The sequence below is a fragment of the Bradyrhizobium lablabi genome (assembly GCF_001440475.1).
GTDB classification, from domain to species: Bacteria; Pseudomonadota; Alphaproteobacteria; order Rhizobiales; family Xanthobacteraceae; genus Bradyrhizobium; species Bradyrhizobium lablabi.
Window position 1 is genome coordinate 38,551 of sequence record NZ_LLYB01000128.1, and the last position, 15,701, is coordinate 54,251.

The following is a 15,701-nucleotide window of genomic DNA, read 5'->3' on the forward strand; positions in this document are numbered from 1 at the left end:
CCTCCTTTCAGACCCCCATGATCCGCCTCGATAACGTCAGCAAGCAAGTCGGCCACCAGATCCTCTTCATCGAAGCTTCCGCAGCCCTGCAGAAGGGCGAGAAGATCGGTCTCGTCGGCCCGAACGGGGCAGGCAAGACCACGCTTTTCCGGATGATTTCAGGGCAGGAACTGCCGGATGAAGGCCAGGTCTCCCTCGATCGCGGCATTACCATCGGCTATTTCAGCCAGGATGTCGGCGAGATGTCGGGCCGCAGCGCAGTCGCCGAAGTCATGGACGGCGCCGGCCCGGTCAGCGTCGTGGCGGCCGAGTTGAGGGAACTCGAGGCCGCGATGGCCGATCCGGATCGCGCCGACGAGATGGAAGATATCATCGCGCGCTACGGCGAGGTGCAGCACCGCTTCGAGGAGCTCGACGGCTATGCCCTCGACGGCCGTGCGCGTGAGGCGCTGTCGGGTCTTGGCTTCAGCCAGGAGATGATGGACAGCGATGTCGGCGCGCTCTCGGGCGGCTGGAAGATGCGGGTCGCCCTGGCGCGCATCCTCCTGATGCGGCCCGACGTGATGCTGCTGGACGAGCCGAGCAACCATCTCGACCTCGAAAGCCTGATCTGGCTGGAACAGTTCCTGAAGGGATATGAGGGCGCGCTGTTGATGACTTCGCACGACCGCGAGTTCATCAACCGCATCATCAACAAGGTCGTCGAGATCGACGGCGGCACGTTGTCGACCTATTCCGGCAATTACGAATTCTACGAGCAGCAGCGTGCGCTGAACGAGAAGCAGCAGCAGGCCCAGTTCGAGCGCCAGCAGGCGATGCTGGCCAAGGAGATCAAGTTCATCGAGCGCTTCAAGGCGCGCGCTTCCCACGCGGCGCAGGTGCAGAGCCGGGTCAAGAAGCTCGACAAGATCGAGCGCGTCGAGCCGCCGAAGCGGCGGCAGACCGTGGCGTTCGAATTCATGCCGGCGCCGCGTTCGGGCGAGGACGTCGTCAGCCTGAAGAACGTCCACAAGGGCTATGGCAGCCGCAGTATCTATCAGGGGCTTGATTTCATGATCCGCCGCAAGGAGCGGTGGTGCGTGATGGGCATCAACGGCGCTGGCAAGTCGACGCTGTTGAAGCTGGTGGCGGGCTCGGCCGAACCCGACGACGGCACGGTGGCGATCGGCGGCAGCGTCAAGATGGGTTATTTTGCGCAGCACGCCATGGATCTGCTCGACGGCGAACGCACCGTGTTCCAGTCGCTGGAAGATTCCTTCCCGCAAGCCGGCCAAGGCTCGCTGCGGGCACTTGCGGGCTGCTTCGGCTTCTCCGGCGACGATGTCGAGAAGAGGTGTCGGGTGCTCTCGGGCGGCGAGAAGGCGCGGCTGGTGATGGCGAAGATGCTGTATGATCCGCCGAACTTTCTGGTGCTGGACGAGCCGACCAACCATCTCGATCTCGCGACCAAGGAGATGCTGATCGGCGCGCTCTCCGAATTCGAGGGCACCATGCTGTTCGTCTCGCACGACCGGCATTTTCTGGCGGCGCTCTCCAACCGCGTGCTGGAGCTGACGCCCGACGGCATCCACCAGTATGGCGGCGGTTATACCGAATATGTCGCGCGCACCGGGCAGGAAGCGCCGGGATTGCGCAGCTGAGCGGGAAGACTTGTCACAGGCGCTCGAACGTATCGGCGTTGGTGCTGATTGAACGCCACCAGCTCAGCTTCTCTCGTCTGCCGGCAGCGCCCTCGGCCGTGGCCCTGACCACGCTGTCGGCGACGACGAACCACATCGTTTCCATTTTCCCGTCGCGCAGCAAACCCGTGTAGGAGACCGCGGCATCTCCCGCTGCCGTTTCACCGCCGGCGACAAAGCTGATGCAATTGCCCTGATGGATACCGACGACGGGAATTTCCTGTCCGTAGAAGCCGCTGTCCTTCAGGGCGGTCTTGAAGGTGCCGCTGATCCTGCGATTGGCATCGTCGGTAATGTCAACGATGGAGCCGTATTGATTTCGCCATTTGCCCTTCCACGTCATCGGTGCGTCCCTTCCGTCAACGCCGACTAACGAAAGCAAACGCTGGATGTTCCGCCTCGCACGAGGCGGGTTCCCGGGCTCTGCGCCGGTCCATGGAACGCTATTTGCGCACCAGCGGGGCGATGACCTCGATCTCGTTGGTCCAGATGCCGCCGGAAAAGTTTTGCGGCAGCCGTGCAAACTGCTCTGATGTATCGACGCCGCTGGAAAATTCGCCGCCACGATAGGGGCCGAGTACGAAGACTTCGCTGTTGGCCGCTTTCATCCGGTTGAGGAAGCGATCGGGCCACCCCCACATCCACGGCGCGACGTTGATCGGCAGCATGACCATCGCGTTGCTGCAGGCCTTCGGCACCAGGCCGGTCCAGCCGTAGCCGATGTAGCCGAGCAGGCAGCTCTTGATGGTCGCGCGCGAGATTGTGCGGATCTCCGGCAGTCGCTTGCGCACGGCATCGACCGGCTCGTCGCCGCCATAGACCATGATCTGCACGCGGCGCTCGGCGGGCAGCTTGGCCAGCACGGCCGCCAGCTTCTCCCCCTCGGATGCATCGCGGCTCTTGACGTTGATCAATAGCCGCGCCTGCGGGAAGGTTGACAGCACCTCGGCGAGCGTCGGCATCTGGCCGACGCCTTTGCCGCGGAAGGGAAAGGTCTTGCCGCCATCGGCGGTATAGCCATGAGCGATATCGAGCTTCTTCAGATCGGCCATGGAGTGTTCGCGCGTGACGCCTTGCCCGTCGGTGCGACAATCCAGCGTCCAGTCGTGAAATACGGCGAACTCGCCGTCTGTCGTCGGGTGGACATCGAGCTCGACGATATCGGCGCCGGCCGCAAAGCTCGCCCGCATCGAGCTGATTGTATTCTCCTGATATTCGTGCGTCGGAGGCAGCATCCTTGCCGCCGTGCAGGTGTCGTTCTTCAGGTCGCGTTCGTCGAAGCGCTGCGCCATGCCGCGGTGGGCGAGCAGGACAGGCTTGCCGTCACGGTGCTCGGTGAGAAGATTGGTATTGTTGAGGTAGATCGCGGCCGCGATAATGGCGATCGCCGTCGCGGCATATCTGAGTTTCTTGTTCAAGGCTTGCCCCCGCGTGAGAGGCGCATTCGCTAGGCAGCATTTCTGTTCGATTTGCGGCGGAGAGCGCTGCCGGCTCCGTTAATCCTTTAATCGCTCCACAAAGGCGATCGCGCGCTTCAGCGCATCCTCAAGCGCCGCGCGGTTGCCTGGAATGGATTGGTGGCTCCGTCCCGGGTCGTCAAAGCCATGTGTCGCGCCGGGATAGAGCACGACATCGATCTTGCTGCCCGCGGCGATGGAACGCTGCGCCATGTCCTGGCATCTCACCGGCGATACCTCTTCGTCGTCCGAGCCGAGCAACAACGTGACCGGTGCGCTGGTGACGAGGGCGGGTGCAAGCAGGGCTTTCGGCCCGCAGCCGGGATAGAGCGCCAGTGCGGCGCGATAACCCGAAGTCTTCGCGCCTTGCCGTTGCATCACGTTCAGCGCGGTGCTGCCGCCATTCGACCAGCCCTGCAGGAAGATGCGATTTGCAACGACGTCGGGCTGTTTGCGCAGCCAGCTCAGCGCGCCCTCGGCATCGAGCGGCCGCACGGTCCGTTCATTGACGTCGGCGCGATCGGGGGCGTCGTGGGTGAAGCGGCCGAAGCCGTGCGCCTTGCCGCGCGGTCCAAAACTGTCCGGAAGCAGCGCGACGTAGCCGCGTTCCGCCCAATACTGACCCCACATCATGTGCCGCTTCGACAGGCTGTTCGCATTGCACGCCGACGGGCCGGCACGCGACACCAGCGTGCAACCCTTGCTGACGTTGGCCGAGTAGGGCCCGCCGCGGCCGTGCAGCATGACGATGGCGGGGTGAGGACCCGGCGTTTGCGGTTTGAAGAGATAGGCGACGATTTCGCTCGCGCCGTCGGCGCTCGGAAAAAACACCGTGTCGGGCGCCGCGAGGGCTGAGCGTGCTGGCAGCATTGCGAGCACCACGAGGAAGACAAAGTGAATCGAGTGGTTGGCCATCTGGGTAGCATTAGCAACAATTCGGACTTGCAATGCAAGGACGCATGGCAAAGCGAGCCGTGCTCGCCTTGTGGAGATCGGGGCTCGCAGCTACGCTGAGCGAAAAAGGGGGCGAGGATGAAGCAGCTCAGGATCGGTGACGTCACCATCGATGCGGCGATCGAGCGCGAGGGACCGTGGCGGCGGCCACAGGATTTCTTCCCGGCCTATGACGAGGCGGTGTTCAGGCATCACCTCGCCGGCATGGAGCCCGAGGTGTTCGACGCCGTGCTGGGGCTGATGGTCATTACCTACCAGACCTTCGTGGTCCGCACGCCGCGTTACACCATCCTGGTCGACACCTGCACCGGCGAGGACAAGGGCCATCCGCCGCCGTTCGATTTTCCGGGCAAGGAGCGCTGGCGCAACGAGCTGTTCGCGCTTGGCATTAGTTATGAGCAGGTAGATTACGCATTCTGCACCCATCTGCACATCGATCATACCGGCTGGAATACCACGCTGCGCGACGGGCGCTGGGTGCCGACCTTTCCCAATGCGAAGTACATATTTCACAAGAGGGAATATGCGGCATGGGAGGCAGAAAACGCCAAGGGCGCCAACCCGCCCGGCACGGTTTTCCGCGACAATTGCCTGCCGATCGTCGAGGCCGGGCAGGCCGTTCTGGTTGACGACGATTACGCCCTCGACGATACCATTACGCTGACGCCGACTCCGGGGCATTCGCCCTGTCACTGCTGCGTCAACATCTTCTCAGAGGGCAAGCGCGCGGTGGTGGCCGGCGATCTCATGCATCACGTGATCCAGTGCCGCGAGCCGGACTGGTCGGCCAAGCCCGACTGGGACCCGAAACAGTCGGCGATCTCGCGGCGCAAGTTCTTCGCCTCCGTTGCCGGCACCGACACGCTGATCCTGCCGATCCATTTTCCGGCGCCGACCGTCGGCCTGATTACCGCGGACGGCGACCGCTTCGACTATCGCTTCAAAAGGGACTGATTATGGGAATGCAACGGATGGATTTCGAGACGCTGGTTCAGACCCGCAAGAGCGTGCGCGGGTTTACCAGCGAGCCGGCTTCTCGCGCCGTCATCGAGGAGATCATCGAGGTCGCCAAGCGCGCGCCGTCGTCGATGAACACCCAGCCCTGGCATATCCATGCCCTGACAGGCGAGCCGCTGGAGGAAGTGCGCCGCCGCAACATGGAGGAGATGATCGCCGGCGCCAAACCGAAGCGCGACATCATCAGCCATGGCGAATATCAGGGCGTGCATCGCGGCAGGCAGGTGGACATTGCAAAGAAACTGTTCGCGGTGATGGGCATCGCCCGCGACGACAAGCCGATGCGGCAGGACTGGGTGCTGCGCGGCTTCCGCCAGTTCGACGCGCCGGTCTCGCTGGTGCTGACCTATGACAAGATTCTCGATCCCGGCGCGGTTTGCCATTTCGATCTCGGCGCGCTCTGCTACGGCATCGTGCTCGCCGCCTGGGACCGCGGGCTCGGCAGCGTCATCAACGGGCAGGGCATCATGCGCTCGGACATCGTGCGCAAGGTCGCCAACATCCCCGAGGACGAGGTCATCATGACCTGCGTCGCCATGGGCTATCCCGACGACAGCTTTCCCGCCAATGCGGTGCGGTCCGACCGTGAAGCCAACAGCGATTTCGTCCGCTATGTCGGGTTCGCCGACTGACGCCGTGCCGGTCAGCGCTTCTTGTCGTCGCCGATCATTTCGTGGATGCGGTTCGCCAACGTTTCCACCACGAACGGTTTTGTCAGCACCCGCATGCCCGGGCTGAGATGACCGCTGCCGATGATGGCGTTCTCCGCATAGCCCGTGATGAACAGGACCTTGAGCTCCGGCCGCGAGACGCGCGCAGCATCGGCCAGTTGACGGCCGTTGATGCCCCCGGGCAAGCCGACATCGGTGATGAGCAGGTCGATGGCCGCCTCGGATTCCAGGATACGCAGTCCCGCAGGACCGTCGGCGGCTTCGATCGAGGCATAACCGAGCTCTTCGAGCACGTCTGTCACCAGCATACGAACGCTCGGCTCGTCATCGACGATCAGCACCGTCTTGCCGGTCGGCGCGCGGGCGGAGGCGGCAGGACGCGTGCTGACGACGGCCTCCGACGAACTCCCGCAATGCCGCGGCAAATAGAGGCACAACGTGGTGCCGCATCCCACTTCGGAATAGATGCGGACCTGGCCGCCGGACTGGCGCACATAGCCATAGACCATCGACAGCCCGAGGCCGGTGCCCTGGCCGATCGGCTTGGTAGTGAAAAACGGATCGAATGCGCGCGCAATCACGTCCGGCGTCATGCCGGTGCCGGTATCGGTGACGCAGAGCGACATATATTGGCCCGGCGGCAGGTCGCGCTCTTTGGCGGCGCGGTCGTCGAGCCATTTGTTCGCGGTTTCGATGGTAATGCGCCCGCCCTCCGGCATGGCATCGCGGGCGTTGATACAGAGGTTGAGCAGAGCACTTTCGAGCTGGGACGCATCGATCAATGCCGGCCAGAGGCCGCCGGCCGTGACTACTTCGAGCGTGATCTGCGGCCCCACGGTGCGCCGGATCAATTCCTCCATGTCCATTACCAGCCGATTCACGTCGGTCGGCTTGGGATCGAGCGTCTGCCGGCGTGAGAACGCGAGCAGGCGATGGGTGAGGGCCGCGGCGCGCTTCGACGCGCCTTGCGCGGCGGCAACGTAGCGGTGGATGTCGGAGGTGCGGCCCTGGCGCAGCCGTACCTCGAGCAATTCCAGTGAGCCGATGATCCCGGTCAGGAGATTGTTGAAGTCATGCGCGATGCCGCCGGTGAGCTGGCCCACCGCTTCCATCTTCTGCGACTGACGCAAGGCTTCCTCGGCCTGTTTGCGTTCGGCGATCGCCTCCGCTACACGCGCCTCCAGCGTCTCGTTGAGGCGGCGCGCCTCGGCCTCGGCGCGCTTGCGCGGGGTGATGTCCTGGAACAGCACGGCGACCTGCCGGCGGCTGGCAGGCTCGATCCGGAAGGCCGCGAGTTCGAGATAGCGACCGGTCGCAATCAGCTCGCGCTCGAAGCGGATCGGTACCCCCGTGCGCAGTACGCCGCCATAGAGTTCGGCCCAGCCGTCGGCCTCGTCGGGCACCATCTCGCGGAGCTTCTGGCCGACCACGTTGGGGATGCCGGCATGTTGCGCGTAGGCAGGATTGGCCTCGATGTGGATGTAGTCGCTCAGCGGGCCGTGCGGACCGTCGAGGAATTCGATGATGCAAAAGCCCTCGTCGATGGAATTGAACAGGGTTCGGTAACGCTGTTCGCTGTCCGCGAGGGCGCTCTCGGCTCGTTCCCGTTCGGTGTTGTCGGCGACCAGGAGCGCCCTGAGCCGCGCGTTCTCGGCTTCTAGCGCCGTGATCCGGCGCTCCAGTTCATCGATGTCGACCAGAGTCACCATGCGCAGCCGCCGGTGGCGACCGCAACAACAGTTGTCGGTTCAGAGGTGTGCCTCATTGCGCCATATCAAGTTCCAGCGGCGCGAAAAGTTCCTTTTACTCGCACGCCGGTCGGATAGGCGGGGTAGTGCGGCTTGGTTACGCCGCACGTACCTCGGAGAGGAAGCGGTTGACCTGTCCGGCAAGATCCTTGGACTGCGAAGACAATTGCTCGGCGGCGCCCAGCACCTGATTGGCGGCGGCGCCGGTGTCGTCGGCGGCCTTCTGCACGCCCGTGATGTTGGAGTTGACCTCCTGGGTGCCGCGCGCGGCTTCCTGCACACTGCGTGAGATTTCCTTGGTCGCCGAGCCCTGCTCCTCGATCGCCGCTGCGATGGCGGTGCCGATCTGGTCGATTTCGGCGATCACGTTGGCGACGTTCTGGATCGCCGTCACGGTCTGGTCGCTCGCCGTCTGGATAGCGGCGATCTGTTCGGAGATTTCGGTGGTCGCCTTTGCGGTCTGGCCGGCCAGCGATTTGACCTCGGAGGCGACGACGGCAAAGCCGCGGCCGGCATCGCCGGCGCGCGCGGCTTCGATGGTCGCGTTCAGTGCGAGCAGGTTGGTCTGCGCCGCGATGCTCTGGATCAGCGTCACGACGTCACCGATCTTCTGCGCGCCTTCGGCGAGCGAGCGGGCGGTATCGCCGGTGCGCCGGGCATTGTCGACGGCGCGGGAGGCGATTTCGGTCGATTGCGCGACTTGGCGGCCGATCTCGGAAATCGAGGAGGCGAGCTCCTCGGTGGCGCTGGCAACCGTCTGTACGTTGGCGGAAGTCTGCTCGGACGCGGCGGCAACGATCGCGGCCTGACGATTGGTGAGGGTTGCGGTCGACGACATCGACTGCGCGGTGTCCTCCATAACGGACGAGGCCGCTGAAAGCCCGCCGACCAGTTCGATGACCTTGGCTTCGAACGCGCGGGTGAGTTCGTCGAGCACCTGGGCGCGACGCATCTTGCCGTCACTCTCGGAAGCCTTCTCGGCGGCAAGACGTTCCGCCTCGATCATGTTGTGCTTGAAGACGCCTACCGCCGCAGCCATCGCGCCGATCTCGTCGGCGCGTCCGGCACCGGCGATATCGCCGGATACGTCGCCGCTGGCCAGCCGTGACATTGTGGAAGTGAGGTCGACGATGGGGCCGCAGACACGGCGGCGAACCATCGCGATCAGCGCGGCGCTGGCAACGCTAACCACAATGAGGCCGGCGAGCGCGATCAGGAAGCTGAAGCGCGCCGAAGAATAGGCAGAGCCCAGAACATACTCGGCATTATCGTAGAAGGCGTTGCGGACTTCGACGACGGTGCCGAGGCCGACCTGGGATTCGTTGTAGAAGAAATCGACATTGTGCTCGTATTTGCCTGACGCCGCGCCTTCCTTGGCGAGCTTCAGCTCCTTGCCGAAACGGCCGACATAGACTTCATTCATCTTTTCCAATGCCGCGGCCACGTTGGGTGGCGTCGCCGGGTTGCCCCGCAGTTCCTGCAGCGACATCAGGATCTGGTCGGCGCGCCCCTGAGAGCGCGAATATTCCATCTTTTCGGCCTCGGTGGCGGCGCGATTGGCGCCGACGAGGTTCTTGTGGATGCTGGCGTTGTAACCGCCGACGTCGCGCAGGTTCCAGGCGATGTTGGCATAGACGGCCTGCCGATAGGCATCGCCGTCGAGCTGCGCCATGCGGCGTACCTGCTCGTCGAGCAGCTTGGTGACCGCGGCGTTGAACACGGCGTTGTCGGCGACGATCTTTCTGGCGGCGTCCTTGCGCGCTTCGGCCGGGCCGTCGATCGCCTTGTCGATGGCGTCGCGCAGCGCGTTGAATTTCACGTTCAGTTCGTCGATGCCGGTGCCGATCGCGGCGGCATCGTCGAGCCCGCCGGACAGGCTCTTGCGAACCGCGTTCATCTTGTCGCGGGCGCCGTCGGTGTTCTTGCGCAGTTTTTCGTTGAGTTCCTTCCGCACCGCCGGATCGACCGCGGGCGGGCCGTACAGGATGTTGGTCGAGAAGCCGCGCTCGGAGTTCATGTAGCGCGGGATGTCGCCGACCGCGCGCACCACCTCCAGCCGGCTCTGCGCAAGCGAGACCTTGTCCATGGTCTGGTACTTCGCAACCGCCACATAGACGGCGAGCCCGCCGCCGACGGCGGAGAGCGAGACGATGGCAGCGGTGAGGAGGGTGCCGATTTTCATGGGATTTCAGGCCATTTGCGCGGGTCTGGGAGTGCGGACCACCAGTATAAGTGGTGCTAATTAATCCAGAGTTACGGGTGGGCGTGTCACACCCGTGCCTTCCATTTCGTCTTGATTTAACGGGGGGTTCCGCGGTTTTCAGGAGAGGAGCAAGGAACATGAAGATCGTTATCATCGGTGGTACCGGCCTGATCGGTTCGAAACTGGCTCCGTTACTGCGCTCGCGCGGCCATGAGGTGCTGCAGGCCTCGCCGAGCAATGGCGTCAACGCCCGTGACCGGGGAGGGCCTGCAGGCGGCGCTGACGGGCGCCGACACCGTCGTCGACGTGTCGAATTCGCCCTCGTTCGAGGACAAGGCGGTGCTGCACTTCTTCGAGACGGGAACGCGCAACCTGATCGCGGCGGCGAAGCAGGCCGGCGTGCGGCACTTCGTGGCGTTATCGATCGTCGGCACCGACCGGCTCGAGAGCAGCGGCTATTTCCGCGCCAAGCTGGCGCAGGAGCGGCTGATCGAAAATGCCGGCCTGGCCTACACGATCCTGCGCGCCACGCAGTTTTATGAATTCGTCGGCGCGATCGCGGATTCCGGGCGCAGGGATGGCGCGGTCCATGTCTCCAGCCAGTTGATGCAGCCGTTGTTGTCCAACGAGGTCGCGCTAGCGCTGGCCGATGTGACGCTTGGCGAGCCTGCCGGCGGCATCCGCGAGGTCGCAGGTCCCGAAGCGGCGCCGATGGCGGATTTCGTTGCCCGCTGGCTCCGCAAGCAGGGCGATACCAGCAAGCTCGTGGCTGATACCGACGTGCCGTATTTCGGCGCGCCGCTCGCGTTGCGCACGCTGGTGCCGGACGACGGCGCGCGGATCATGCCGACGCGGTTTGATGATTGGCTGGCTCAGCGAAGTTCGTAAGGTGAGCAAAGCGAAAGCGTGCCCACCATCAGGAGCGACGATGGGTGAAGGATGGGCACGACGCTGGCGCGCCTTTGCACCCTACGAACTGGCGGACGGGGAGATGTAGCGCCCACTCACTGCGCTTCTTCGGTCGCATCCTTTGCGGAGGGGCGCGACTGGGCCGGAGCCTTGGAACCCATCGCATGACACGGCAGTTGCGTCCATGTGCCGTCGGTTTCCTGCTGATAGGCATGACAGGAGGCGGAAGCGGGCGCCTCGCTCGTCTTAGCCATATGAGAGTTCGTGCTTGAGTTCCTGGCGAGCGTCGGCGCTGCCAAGGTGAGGAGCGCAGCCGCTGAACCGAAGAAGATCGCTTGCCCTAGCCGCATGACAAATTCTCCTTTTCTCGAAAACGATGTGTTCTTCCTAAAAGATATTGTGGAGATATTTGGGAATGCCGTTGGGCGTAGCGCCGCTTGCTTAACAATTGGCAAACGCCGCGCGACCGCGCCGGGGCGCAGGGCGAATTCTGTTCTCGCGCGCAGGAACCAGTTTCTCCGGCCGTGCGTTGGCCCGGCATCATGCCGAAGGCACGGCCTATGCGTCCGGAAAAGTCACTCTTCAATAAGCTGCTTACCCATTTCCTGATGGGTGTGGCGCTTGGGCTGTCGATGGTCCTGTTGCTCAGCCTCATCGAGGCCTTCCATGTCAGAGATCTCGTTGCCAAGAGCACCGCACCGGTTCAGACCACGGTGATGCTGGTCACGACCTACGCCCTGATGTTTGGCATCGGCTCAGCGCTGACCGGTTTGGTACTGACGCTGGAAGAAGAAAGCTGAAGGTCGGACGGCTTGCCTGATCAGCGGCGCAGGCGGGCGATCGCGCCGGCGACGATCTGCATGGTGACGCCGACCATCCATCCCGCCATGATCATCCCTATCCATCCCAGATGCGGATTTTGGCGCAGTACGATGACGCCAACGCAAGCGAACGCCGAGAAGGCCGCGAGGAAGGTGCCAACTGCGCTGAGCAGTTCCGGCGTGTCGATCTTGCCGACCCAGGCGCCATCGGCGGGCGGCTTGTTTGAGACGCTGACAGGAAGGGGCGGCGTATCGATGCCGAGGTAAAATCCGATCGCGCCGCCGATCATCATCAGGAGCAGGAAGGCCTGGTTGGTGAGCGCGGAATGGCTCGTGCCGACCAGTGCGGCCACAAACAGCCCGCTCGCTGCACCTGCCATTGCAAGCCCAAGGCGTTCCAGAACGTGGGCAACTTTTCGAACGCGGGTCTGCATGTTTCGTCTCCCCGCTGCTTGTCGGAGCAGGTTAAGCCGATTTCACCGCGGGCGGAAGCAACCTGACGGTGCAGGCGTGCGCCAAATTGAGACGGTGCACGCGAGGGCTAGCGCTTCTGCGCGCAGATCGGCAGGTAGAACAACTTGCGATGGCCGAAAATGGTTTCATCCGTTTTGCGCGCGTTGCGGAGAAGAGCGCAGGTGTCGCGCGGGAAACATTGGATAGCCATTTCATTGACCAACCCGGCGAACGACCGGATATTTGACGCTGCTTTCGCAAAGTCAGGGTCACCGCATGAGATCGAATCCAAAGCCAGTCGTGGGCGATATGCGCAAGCGCATCACGCGCCGCTGCGTCTCGGCGGCGACCGGCGCCTGTTGCTGATCCGCACATAACACATTCTCGCGATCACTCATTCGACAGGAGCGCCATTTCGGCGAACGAGCAGCTATGTCCAAAGCCTACATCATCGAAGTTCAAGACCGCACCGCGGGCATCGTCGCCGGCAACGAGCGCGGCTTTACGTTTTTCTCCTCCGACCGCGCCTTCGATCGCCTCGACGGCCGCGATTTCAGCTCCGCCCGGGAAGCTGAGCGCGCGGCCAGGGCGATGCTGGGCAGGAAAACCAGCACGCATTCACTGCCGTGAGCCGCCGTCGCGATCACATCAGAAAGGACAAACGCATGACCATCACCAGAAGAGGCATCGTCATCGGCGCGCTGATCTTCGCATCGCTCGCTGTGGTACCCGCGCAAGCGCAGTCGACGGACAGGCCAACCGAAATACGCATCGGCACGCAGAAGGGCGGCTTCTTTCCGGCCGTCCGCCAGCGTCACACGGTCGAGGATGCCTTCAAGCCGCTCGGCATCGAGATCAAATGGATCGATTTCCAGTTCGGTCCACCGCTGCTCGAGGCCATCAATGTCGGCGCGGTCGATTTCGGTTTCGTCGGCGACTCGCCGCCGATCTTCGCGCAGGCGGGTGGCGCGCGAATACGCTACGTGGCCGCGGTCAAATCGGACGGTAACACCCAGGCCATCATCGTTCCCAGGGACTCGCCGATCAAAACGGTCGCCGATCTCAAGGGCAAGCGCGTCGCTTTCGGAAAGGGATCGAGTGCGCATAACCTTCTGGTCGCGGCGCTGGAGCAGGCCGGGCTTTCCTATGGCGATATTACGCCGGCGCCGCTCGCGCCGGCCGATGCGACCGCGGCCTTTCTGAAAGGCTCGGTCGATGCGTGGTCGATCTGGGATCCCTATCTGGCACTGGCCGAGCTGAAGGAGAACGCGCGGATCATCGCGTTCGACAAGGACGTGCACAAGCTCAACGCGTTCTACATCGCCGGATCGGATTTCGTGAACAAGCATGCGGCGCTGGTCACGAAACTCAACGCCGTCTTTTCCTCGGAAGGACAGTGGGCGGAGCGCCACCCCGACGAGGTCGCGAAGGCGCAGGCCGAGGCGACCGGCGTGGATATCGATGCCGTCAAACGTTTCGTCGCCCGTTCGAATTATCGCGTCGTTCCCGTCGATGACGAAGTCGTCAGGAGCCAGCAGGCGATTGCGGATCGTTTCGCGAAGCTCGGGCTCATTCCGAAACCGGTCAACGTGTCAGATATCGTCTGGAAATGGTCCCCGGGGTCCTGATCGCAGCGACGTCACTTTCGGGATATCCTGATACGGTTGGGGCGGACATGGCGGGTCCGCCCCATTTTCGTTCGGAGGGCGTTGCAGAGGAAGGCGGGTTGCGTCAAACCTTGGCCGTGCAACGCCTTCGGGAGCCACCGCCATGAGCCTCTTCGACAGACCATTCGATTCGGCGGGCGAGGCCGCGCTCGTCACCGGCGCCGGCAACGGGATCGGCCGCGCGATTGCGCAAGCGCTGGTTGGAGAGGGCGTGCGCACGGTGTTTGCCGATGTGAACGGGGACACCGTGACTGCGGCGATCAAGGCCTCGGCGCGCCCGGAACTGGCGATGCCGTGGGTCGGCGATCTCGCCGATCCCGCCGCACGCGAGGCTCTGCTGGCGGAATCTGGCAAAGTGCTCGGGCGCGTGACGCATTTCGTGCACAGCGCCTCGCCGCCGCGGCGCGAGAGCGATCATGCGCTCGGCGTCACCCCCGAGATCTGGGCGCGGATGCATGCGGTGAACCTGGAAGCCGGATTTCATCTCTGCCGCGAATTGGCGCAAAAGCTGATCGCCGACAACGAAGCCGGCTCGTTCCTGCTGCTGACCTCGCTGCATGCCAGCACGCCACGCAACCTGCCGCATTACTCGACGGCGAAAGCCGGGCTTTCGATGCTGGTGAAGGAATTGGCCAAAACGTTCGGCCGCTTTGGCATCCGCGTCAACGCGCTGGTGCCCGGCGCGATCGCGGCCGGCGGCTTCGTCGCCGACCCCGCGCTTGCCAGGCACATTCCGCTTGGCCGGCTTGGCGATGCCAACGACCTTGCGCCGTTGGCGCTGGCGGTGCTGTCGAACCGGATATCGGGCTACGTCACGGGCGCGGCGATCGTGGTCGACGGCGGGCTATCGCTGACGAACTGGTTCGAGCCGCCGGAATTGGGGGAGATGTAAGGGGCCCGTAGGATGGGGAGCAACGCGATGCCCATCGCGTTTGCGGCGGGGATGATGGGTTTCGCTGTGCTCTACCCATCCTACGAGAGCTCTGTTCCCGGATGGATAGCACTTCGCCCCATCCGGTTTACGGGTTACGCGCTATGTTCCTGATGCTTCGCGTGCCATTTCGGGCCGGGGCCGCGCATATAATGCAGCTCGGGGCGATAGCGGTTGCGGGCAGGATCGAGCAGAATCCGCCATCGGGTCATGATCTCGGTCAGGCGTCGGACCAGCGGTTGAATGGCCAGCATGGCGACACCTCTCAATGCGGCTTGCCGAGCAGGGACGAAAACGGCAGGGCGAAGATTTCCTCGTCGAGATCGTCGCTGACATGCAGTGTCCAGTCGCGCCAGTCTTCCGGGTCCTGCAGCATGATCAGCGACTGCACGACACGGGCGGCATGGGCGCGCACCTCGGCCAGATCTTCGACGGCGGCGCCGCTCTGGTCGAAGCATACGCCCTCGGAATTGGAGCAGTGGAAATAGATTCGTGCCATGTCCGACTCCCGCAGTTGCGATTTACGCTGAAAATAGCAGGCGGAAGAGCGGCTTAATATTCGGGGAGATTGCGGACGGGATACTACGGGGAGTAGCGCGCCGCGGTGGAACTGTTACCTGCAATTGTCTGAAAATTATCCATGTCACCGGGAGGAACGAGAGTTTCGGTTCGGCCGTTTTCACGAGGAGCTGCGACGATTCGGAAGAACGGCGTGGCGGAACCCTGGGAGAGCGACATGATCTCGGAAATGCAGATCCACACGATTGCGCGTCAGATGATGGAGAAGCATGGCCTCACCGCGATCGCGCAAGCCGCCCACAATGCACAGGCCTGCGAGAGCAAGGGCGACATCGAGGAAGCCAAGGAGTGGCGTCACATTGAAGACGCGATGAAGATGATGCGGGGGCCGCATCAGAGCTAGCGATGATCCCGGATGCGGTGCGCCGCATCCGGGAAGCACATGACTTACCGCAGCGGCATCGGCGGGCGTATCACCGGCGCGCCGTCGTCAGCGATCGTTTGCTGAGGCGGTGGGGGCGCGGCGGCCTGCACCGGCGGAGGCGGCGCTGCGGGAGCGGTCGCCATCGGCGCGGGTGAATAGGACGGCGGGTAGGACGTGACAGGCTTCGGCCTGCGCGGGGCGGGCGGAGGCGTGACCTGCCGCGCCGGAGGCGGCGGTGTCAGCGCCGA

The 15,701-nt window shown here is 63.7% G+C and carries 17 protein-coding genes and 1 pseudogene; 9 read left to right on the top strand and 9 right to left on the bottom strand.

Annotated elements, in window-relative coordinates:
• Nucleotides 1-17 precede the first annotated feature (17 nt).
• Entirely contained in the window at nt 18-1,640 is a 1,623-nt protein-coding gene (locus tag CQ14_RS38090) for an ABC-F family ATP-binding cassette domain-containing protein (RefSeq protein WP_057862878.1), read from the top strand.
• 13 nt (nt 1,641-1,653) lie between these two features.
• On the opposite strand, the gene CQ14_RS38095 is transcribed toward CQ14_RS38090, so the two are convergent.
• The 3 genes from CQ14_RS38095 to CQ14_RS38105 form a co-directional block, all read right to left on the bottom strand.
• Nucleotides 1,654-2,022 carry an avidin/streptavidin family protein gene (locus CQ14_RS38095; protein WP_057862879.1) on the bottom strand — a complete coding sequence of 123 codons (369 nt, stop codon included), beginning with the start codon at nt 2,020-2,022 and terminating at the stop codon, nt 1,654-1,656.
• 100 nt (nt 2,023-2,122) lie between these two features.
• Complete coding sequence (locus CQ14_RS38100; RefSeq protein WP_057862880.1) at nt 2,123-3,097, bottom strand: glycerophosphodiester phosphodiesterase family protein; 975 nt, start codon at nt 3,095-3,097, stop codon at nt 2,123-2,125.
• A gap of 78 nt (nt 3,098-3,175) precedes the next feature.
• Complete coding sequence (locus CQ14_RS38105) at nt 3,176-4,051, bottom strand: dienelactone hydrolase family protein (protein WP_057862881.1); 876 nt, start codon at nt 4,049-4,051, stop codon at nt 3,176-3,178.
• Between the two features lie 117 nt (nt 4,052-4,168).
• Between CQ14_RS38105 and CQ14_RS38110 the strand changes: the two genes are divergently transcribed.
• Entirely contained in the window at nt 4,169-5,044 is an 876-nt protein-coding gene (locus CQ14_RS38110; protein WP_057862882.1) for an MBL fold metallo-hydrolase, read from the top strand.
• 17 nt (nt 5,045-5,061) lie between these two features.
• Nucleotides 5,062-5,739, top strand: coding sequence for a nitroreductase (locus tag CQ14_RS38115; RefSeq protein WP_057862883.1), 678 nt, complete (start codon nt 5,062-5,064; stop codon nt 5,737-5,739).
• An 11-nt stretch (nt 5,740-5,750) separates the two neighbouring features.
• Here CQ14_RS38115 and CQ14_RS38120 read toward each other — a convergent pair whose 3' ends face one another.
• Complete coding sequence (locus tag CQ14_RS38120) at nt 5,751-7,487, bottom strand: ATP-binding protein (protein ID WP_430650250.1); 1,737 nt, start codon at nt 7,485-7,487, stop codon at nt 5,751-5,753.
• A 136-nt stretch (nt 7,488-7,623) separates the two neighbouring features.
• Nucleotides 7,624-9,708 (bottom strand): methyl-accepting chemotaxis protein, encoded by a 2,085-nt coding sequence (locus CQ14_RS38125; RefSeq protein WP_057862884.1) that lies wholly within the window; start codon nt 9,706-9,708, stop codon nt 7,624-7,626.
• 158 nt (nt 9,709-9,866) lie between these two features.
• On the opposite strand from CQ14_RS38125, the pseudogene CQ14_RS38130 reads away from it, so the two are divergent.
• Nucleotides 9,867-10,617 (top strand): annotated as a pseudogene (locus CQ14_RS38130) (SDR family oxidoreductase).
• A gap of 116 nt (nt 10,618-10,733) precedes the next feature.
• Here CQ14_RS38130 and CQ14_RS44250 read toward each other — a convergent pair.
• The gene (locus CQ14_RS44250) at nt 10,734-10,892 is read right to left on the bottom strand and encodes a hypothetical protein (protein WP_156435834.1); all 159 of its coding nucleotides are present in this window, start codon (nt 10,890-10,892) and stop codon (nt 10,734-10,736) included.
• Nucleotides 10,893-11,075: 183 nt separating this feature from the next.
• Between CQ14_RS44250 and CQ14_RS38140 the strand changes: the two genes are divergently transcribed.
• Nucleotides 11,076-11,438, top strand: coding sequence for a hypothetical protein (locus CQ14_RS38140; RefSeq protein ID WP_057862886.1), 363 nt, complete (start codon nt 11,076-11,078; stop codon nt 11,436-11,438).
• 20 nt (nt 11,439-11,458) lie between these two features.
• Here the strand turns inward: CQ14_RS38140 and CQ14_RS38145 are convergent, their stop codons facing one another.
• Nucleotides 11,459-11,893 (bottom strand): hypothetical protein, encoded by a 435-nt coding sequence (locus CQ14_RS38145; protein WP_057862887.1) that lies wholly within the window; start codon nt 11,891-11,893, stop codon nt 11,459-11,461.
• 451 nt (nt 11,894-12,344) lie between these two features.
• On the opposite strand from CQ14_RS38145, the gene CQ14_RS38150 reads away from it, so the two are divergent.
• From CQ14_RS38150 to CQ14_RS38160, 3 genes are all read left to right on the top strand, one after another.
• Nucleotides 12,345-12,542, top strand: a complete 198-nt coding sequence (locus tag CQ14_RS38150) for a hypothetical protein (RefSeq protein ID WP_057862888.1) — start codon at nt 12,345-12,347, stop codon at nt 12,540-12,542.
• Nucleotides 12,543-12,577: 35 nt separating this feature from the next.
• On the top strand, nt 12,578-13,540 hold the full coding sequence (locus tag CQ14_RS38155) for an aliphatic sulfonate ABC transporter substrate-binding protein (RefSeq protein WP_156435835.1): 963 nt from the start codon (nt 12,578-12,580) through the stop codon (nt 13,538-13,540).
• A gap of 142 nt (nt 13,541-13,682) precedes the next feature.
• Nucleotides 13,683-14,471, top strand: a complete 789-nt coding sequence (locus CQ14_RS38160; RefSeq protein ID WP_057862889.1) for an SDR family NAD(P)-dependent oxidoreductase — start codon at nt 13,683-13,685, stop codon at nt 14,469-14,471.
• Between the two features lie 134 nt (nt 14,472-14,605).
• Here CQ14_RS38160 and CQ14_RS45075 read toward each other — a convergent pair whose 3' ends face one another.
• Together CQ14_RS45075 and CQ14_RS38165 are read right to left on the bottom strand one after the other, a co-directional pair.
• Nucleotides 14,606-14,764 (bottom strand): hypothetical protein, encoded by a 159-nt coding sequence (locus CQ14_RS45075; RefSeq protein ID WP_199805729.1) that lies wholly within the window; start codon nt 14,762-14,764, stop codon nt 14,606-14,608.
• Between the two features lie 11 nt (nt 14,765-14,775).
• Nucleotides 14,776-15,009 (bottom strand): DUF6894 family protein, encoded by a 234-nt coding sequence (locus CQ14_RS38165; RefSeq protein ID WP_057862890.1) that lies wholly within the window; start codon nt 15,007-15,009, stop codon nt 14,776-14,778.
• A gap of 237 nt (nt 15,010-15,246) precedes the next feature.
• Here CQ14_RS38165 and CQ14_RS38170 point away from each other — a divergent pair, with 237 nt between their 5' ends.
• Nucleotides 15,247-15,432 carry a hypothetical protein gene (locus CQ14_RS38170; RefSeq protein WP_057840049.1) on the top strand — a complete coding sequence of 62 codons (186 nt, stop codon included), beginning with the start codon at nt 15,247-15,249 and terminating at the stop codon, nt 15,430-15,432.
• Nucleotides 15,433-15,701 lie beyond the last annotated feature (269 nt).

Excerpts from the sequence above, each read along its gene's own strand:
- CQ14_RS38090 (WP_057862878.1), top strand. The coding sequence starts at position 18 with ATGATCCGCCTCGATAACGTCAGCAAGCAAGTCGGCCACCAGATCCTC.
- CQ14_RS38095 (WP_057862879.1), bottom strand. The coding sequence starts at position 2,022 with ATGACGTGGAAGGGCAAATGGCGAAATCAATACGGCTCCATCGTTGAC.
- CQ14_RS38105 (WP_057862881.1), bottom strand. The coding sequence starts at position 4,051 with ATGGCCAACCACTCGATTCACTTTGTCTTCCTCGTGGTGCTCGCAATG.
- CQ14_RS38110 (WP_057862882.1), top strand. The coding sequence starts at position 4,169 with ATGAAGCAGCTCAGGATCGGTGACGTCACCATCGATGCGGCGATCGAG.
- CQ14_RS38115 (WP_057862883.1), top strand. The coding sequence starts at position 5,062 with ATGGATTTCGAGACGCTGGTTCAGACCCGCAAGAGCGTGCGCGGGTTT.
- CQ14_RS38120 (WP_430650250.1), bottom strand. The coding sequence starts at position 7,487 with ATGGTGACTCTGGTCGACATCGATGAACTGGAGCGCCGGATCACGGCG.
- CQ14_RS38125 (WP_057862884.1), bottom strand. The coding sequence starts at position 9,708 with ATGAAAATCGGCACCCTCCTCACCGCTGCCATCGTCTCGCTCTCCGCC.
- CQ14_RS44250 (WP_156435834.1), bottom strand. The coding sequence starts at position 10,892 with ATGGCTAAGACGAGCGAGGCGCCCGCTTCCGCCTCCTGTCATGCCTAT.
- CQ14_RS38145 (WP_057862887.1), bottom strand. The coding sequence starts at position 11,893 with ATGCAGACCCGCGTTCGAAAAGTTGCCCACGTTCTGGAACGCCTTGGG.
- CQ14_RS38150 (WP_057862888.1), top strand. The coding sequence starts at position 12,345 with ATGTCCAAAGCCTACATCATCGAAGTTCAAGACCGCACCGCGGGCATC.
- CQ14_RS38155 (WP_156435835.1), top strand. The coding sequence starts at position 12,578 with ATGACCATCACCAGAAGAGGCATCGTCATCGGCGCGCTGATCTTCGCA.
- CQ14_RS38160 (WP_057862889.1), top strand. The coding sequence starts at position 13,683 with ATGAGCCTCTTCGACAGACCATTCGATTCGGCGGGCGAGGCCGCGCTC.
- CQ14_RS45075 (WP_199805729.1), bottom strand. The coding sequence starts at position 14,764 with ATGCTGGCCATTCAACCGCTGGTCCGACGCCTGACCGAGATCATGACC.
- CQ14_RS38165 (WP_057862890.1), bottom strand. The coding sequence starts at position 15,009 with ATGGCACGAATCTATTTCCACTGCTCCAATTCCGAGGGCGTATGCTTC.
- CQ14_RS38170 (WP_057840049.1), top strand. The coding sequence starts at position 15,247 with ATGATCTCGGAAATGCAGATCCACACGATTGCGCGTCAGATGATGGAG.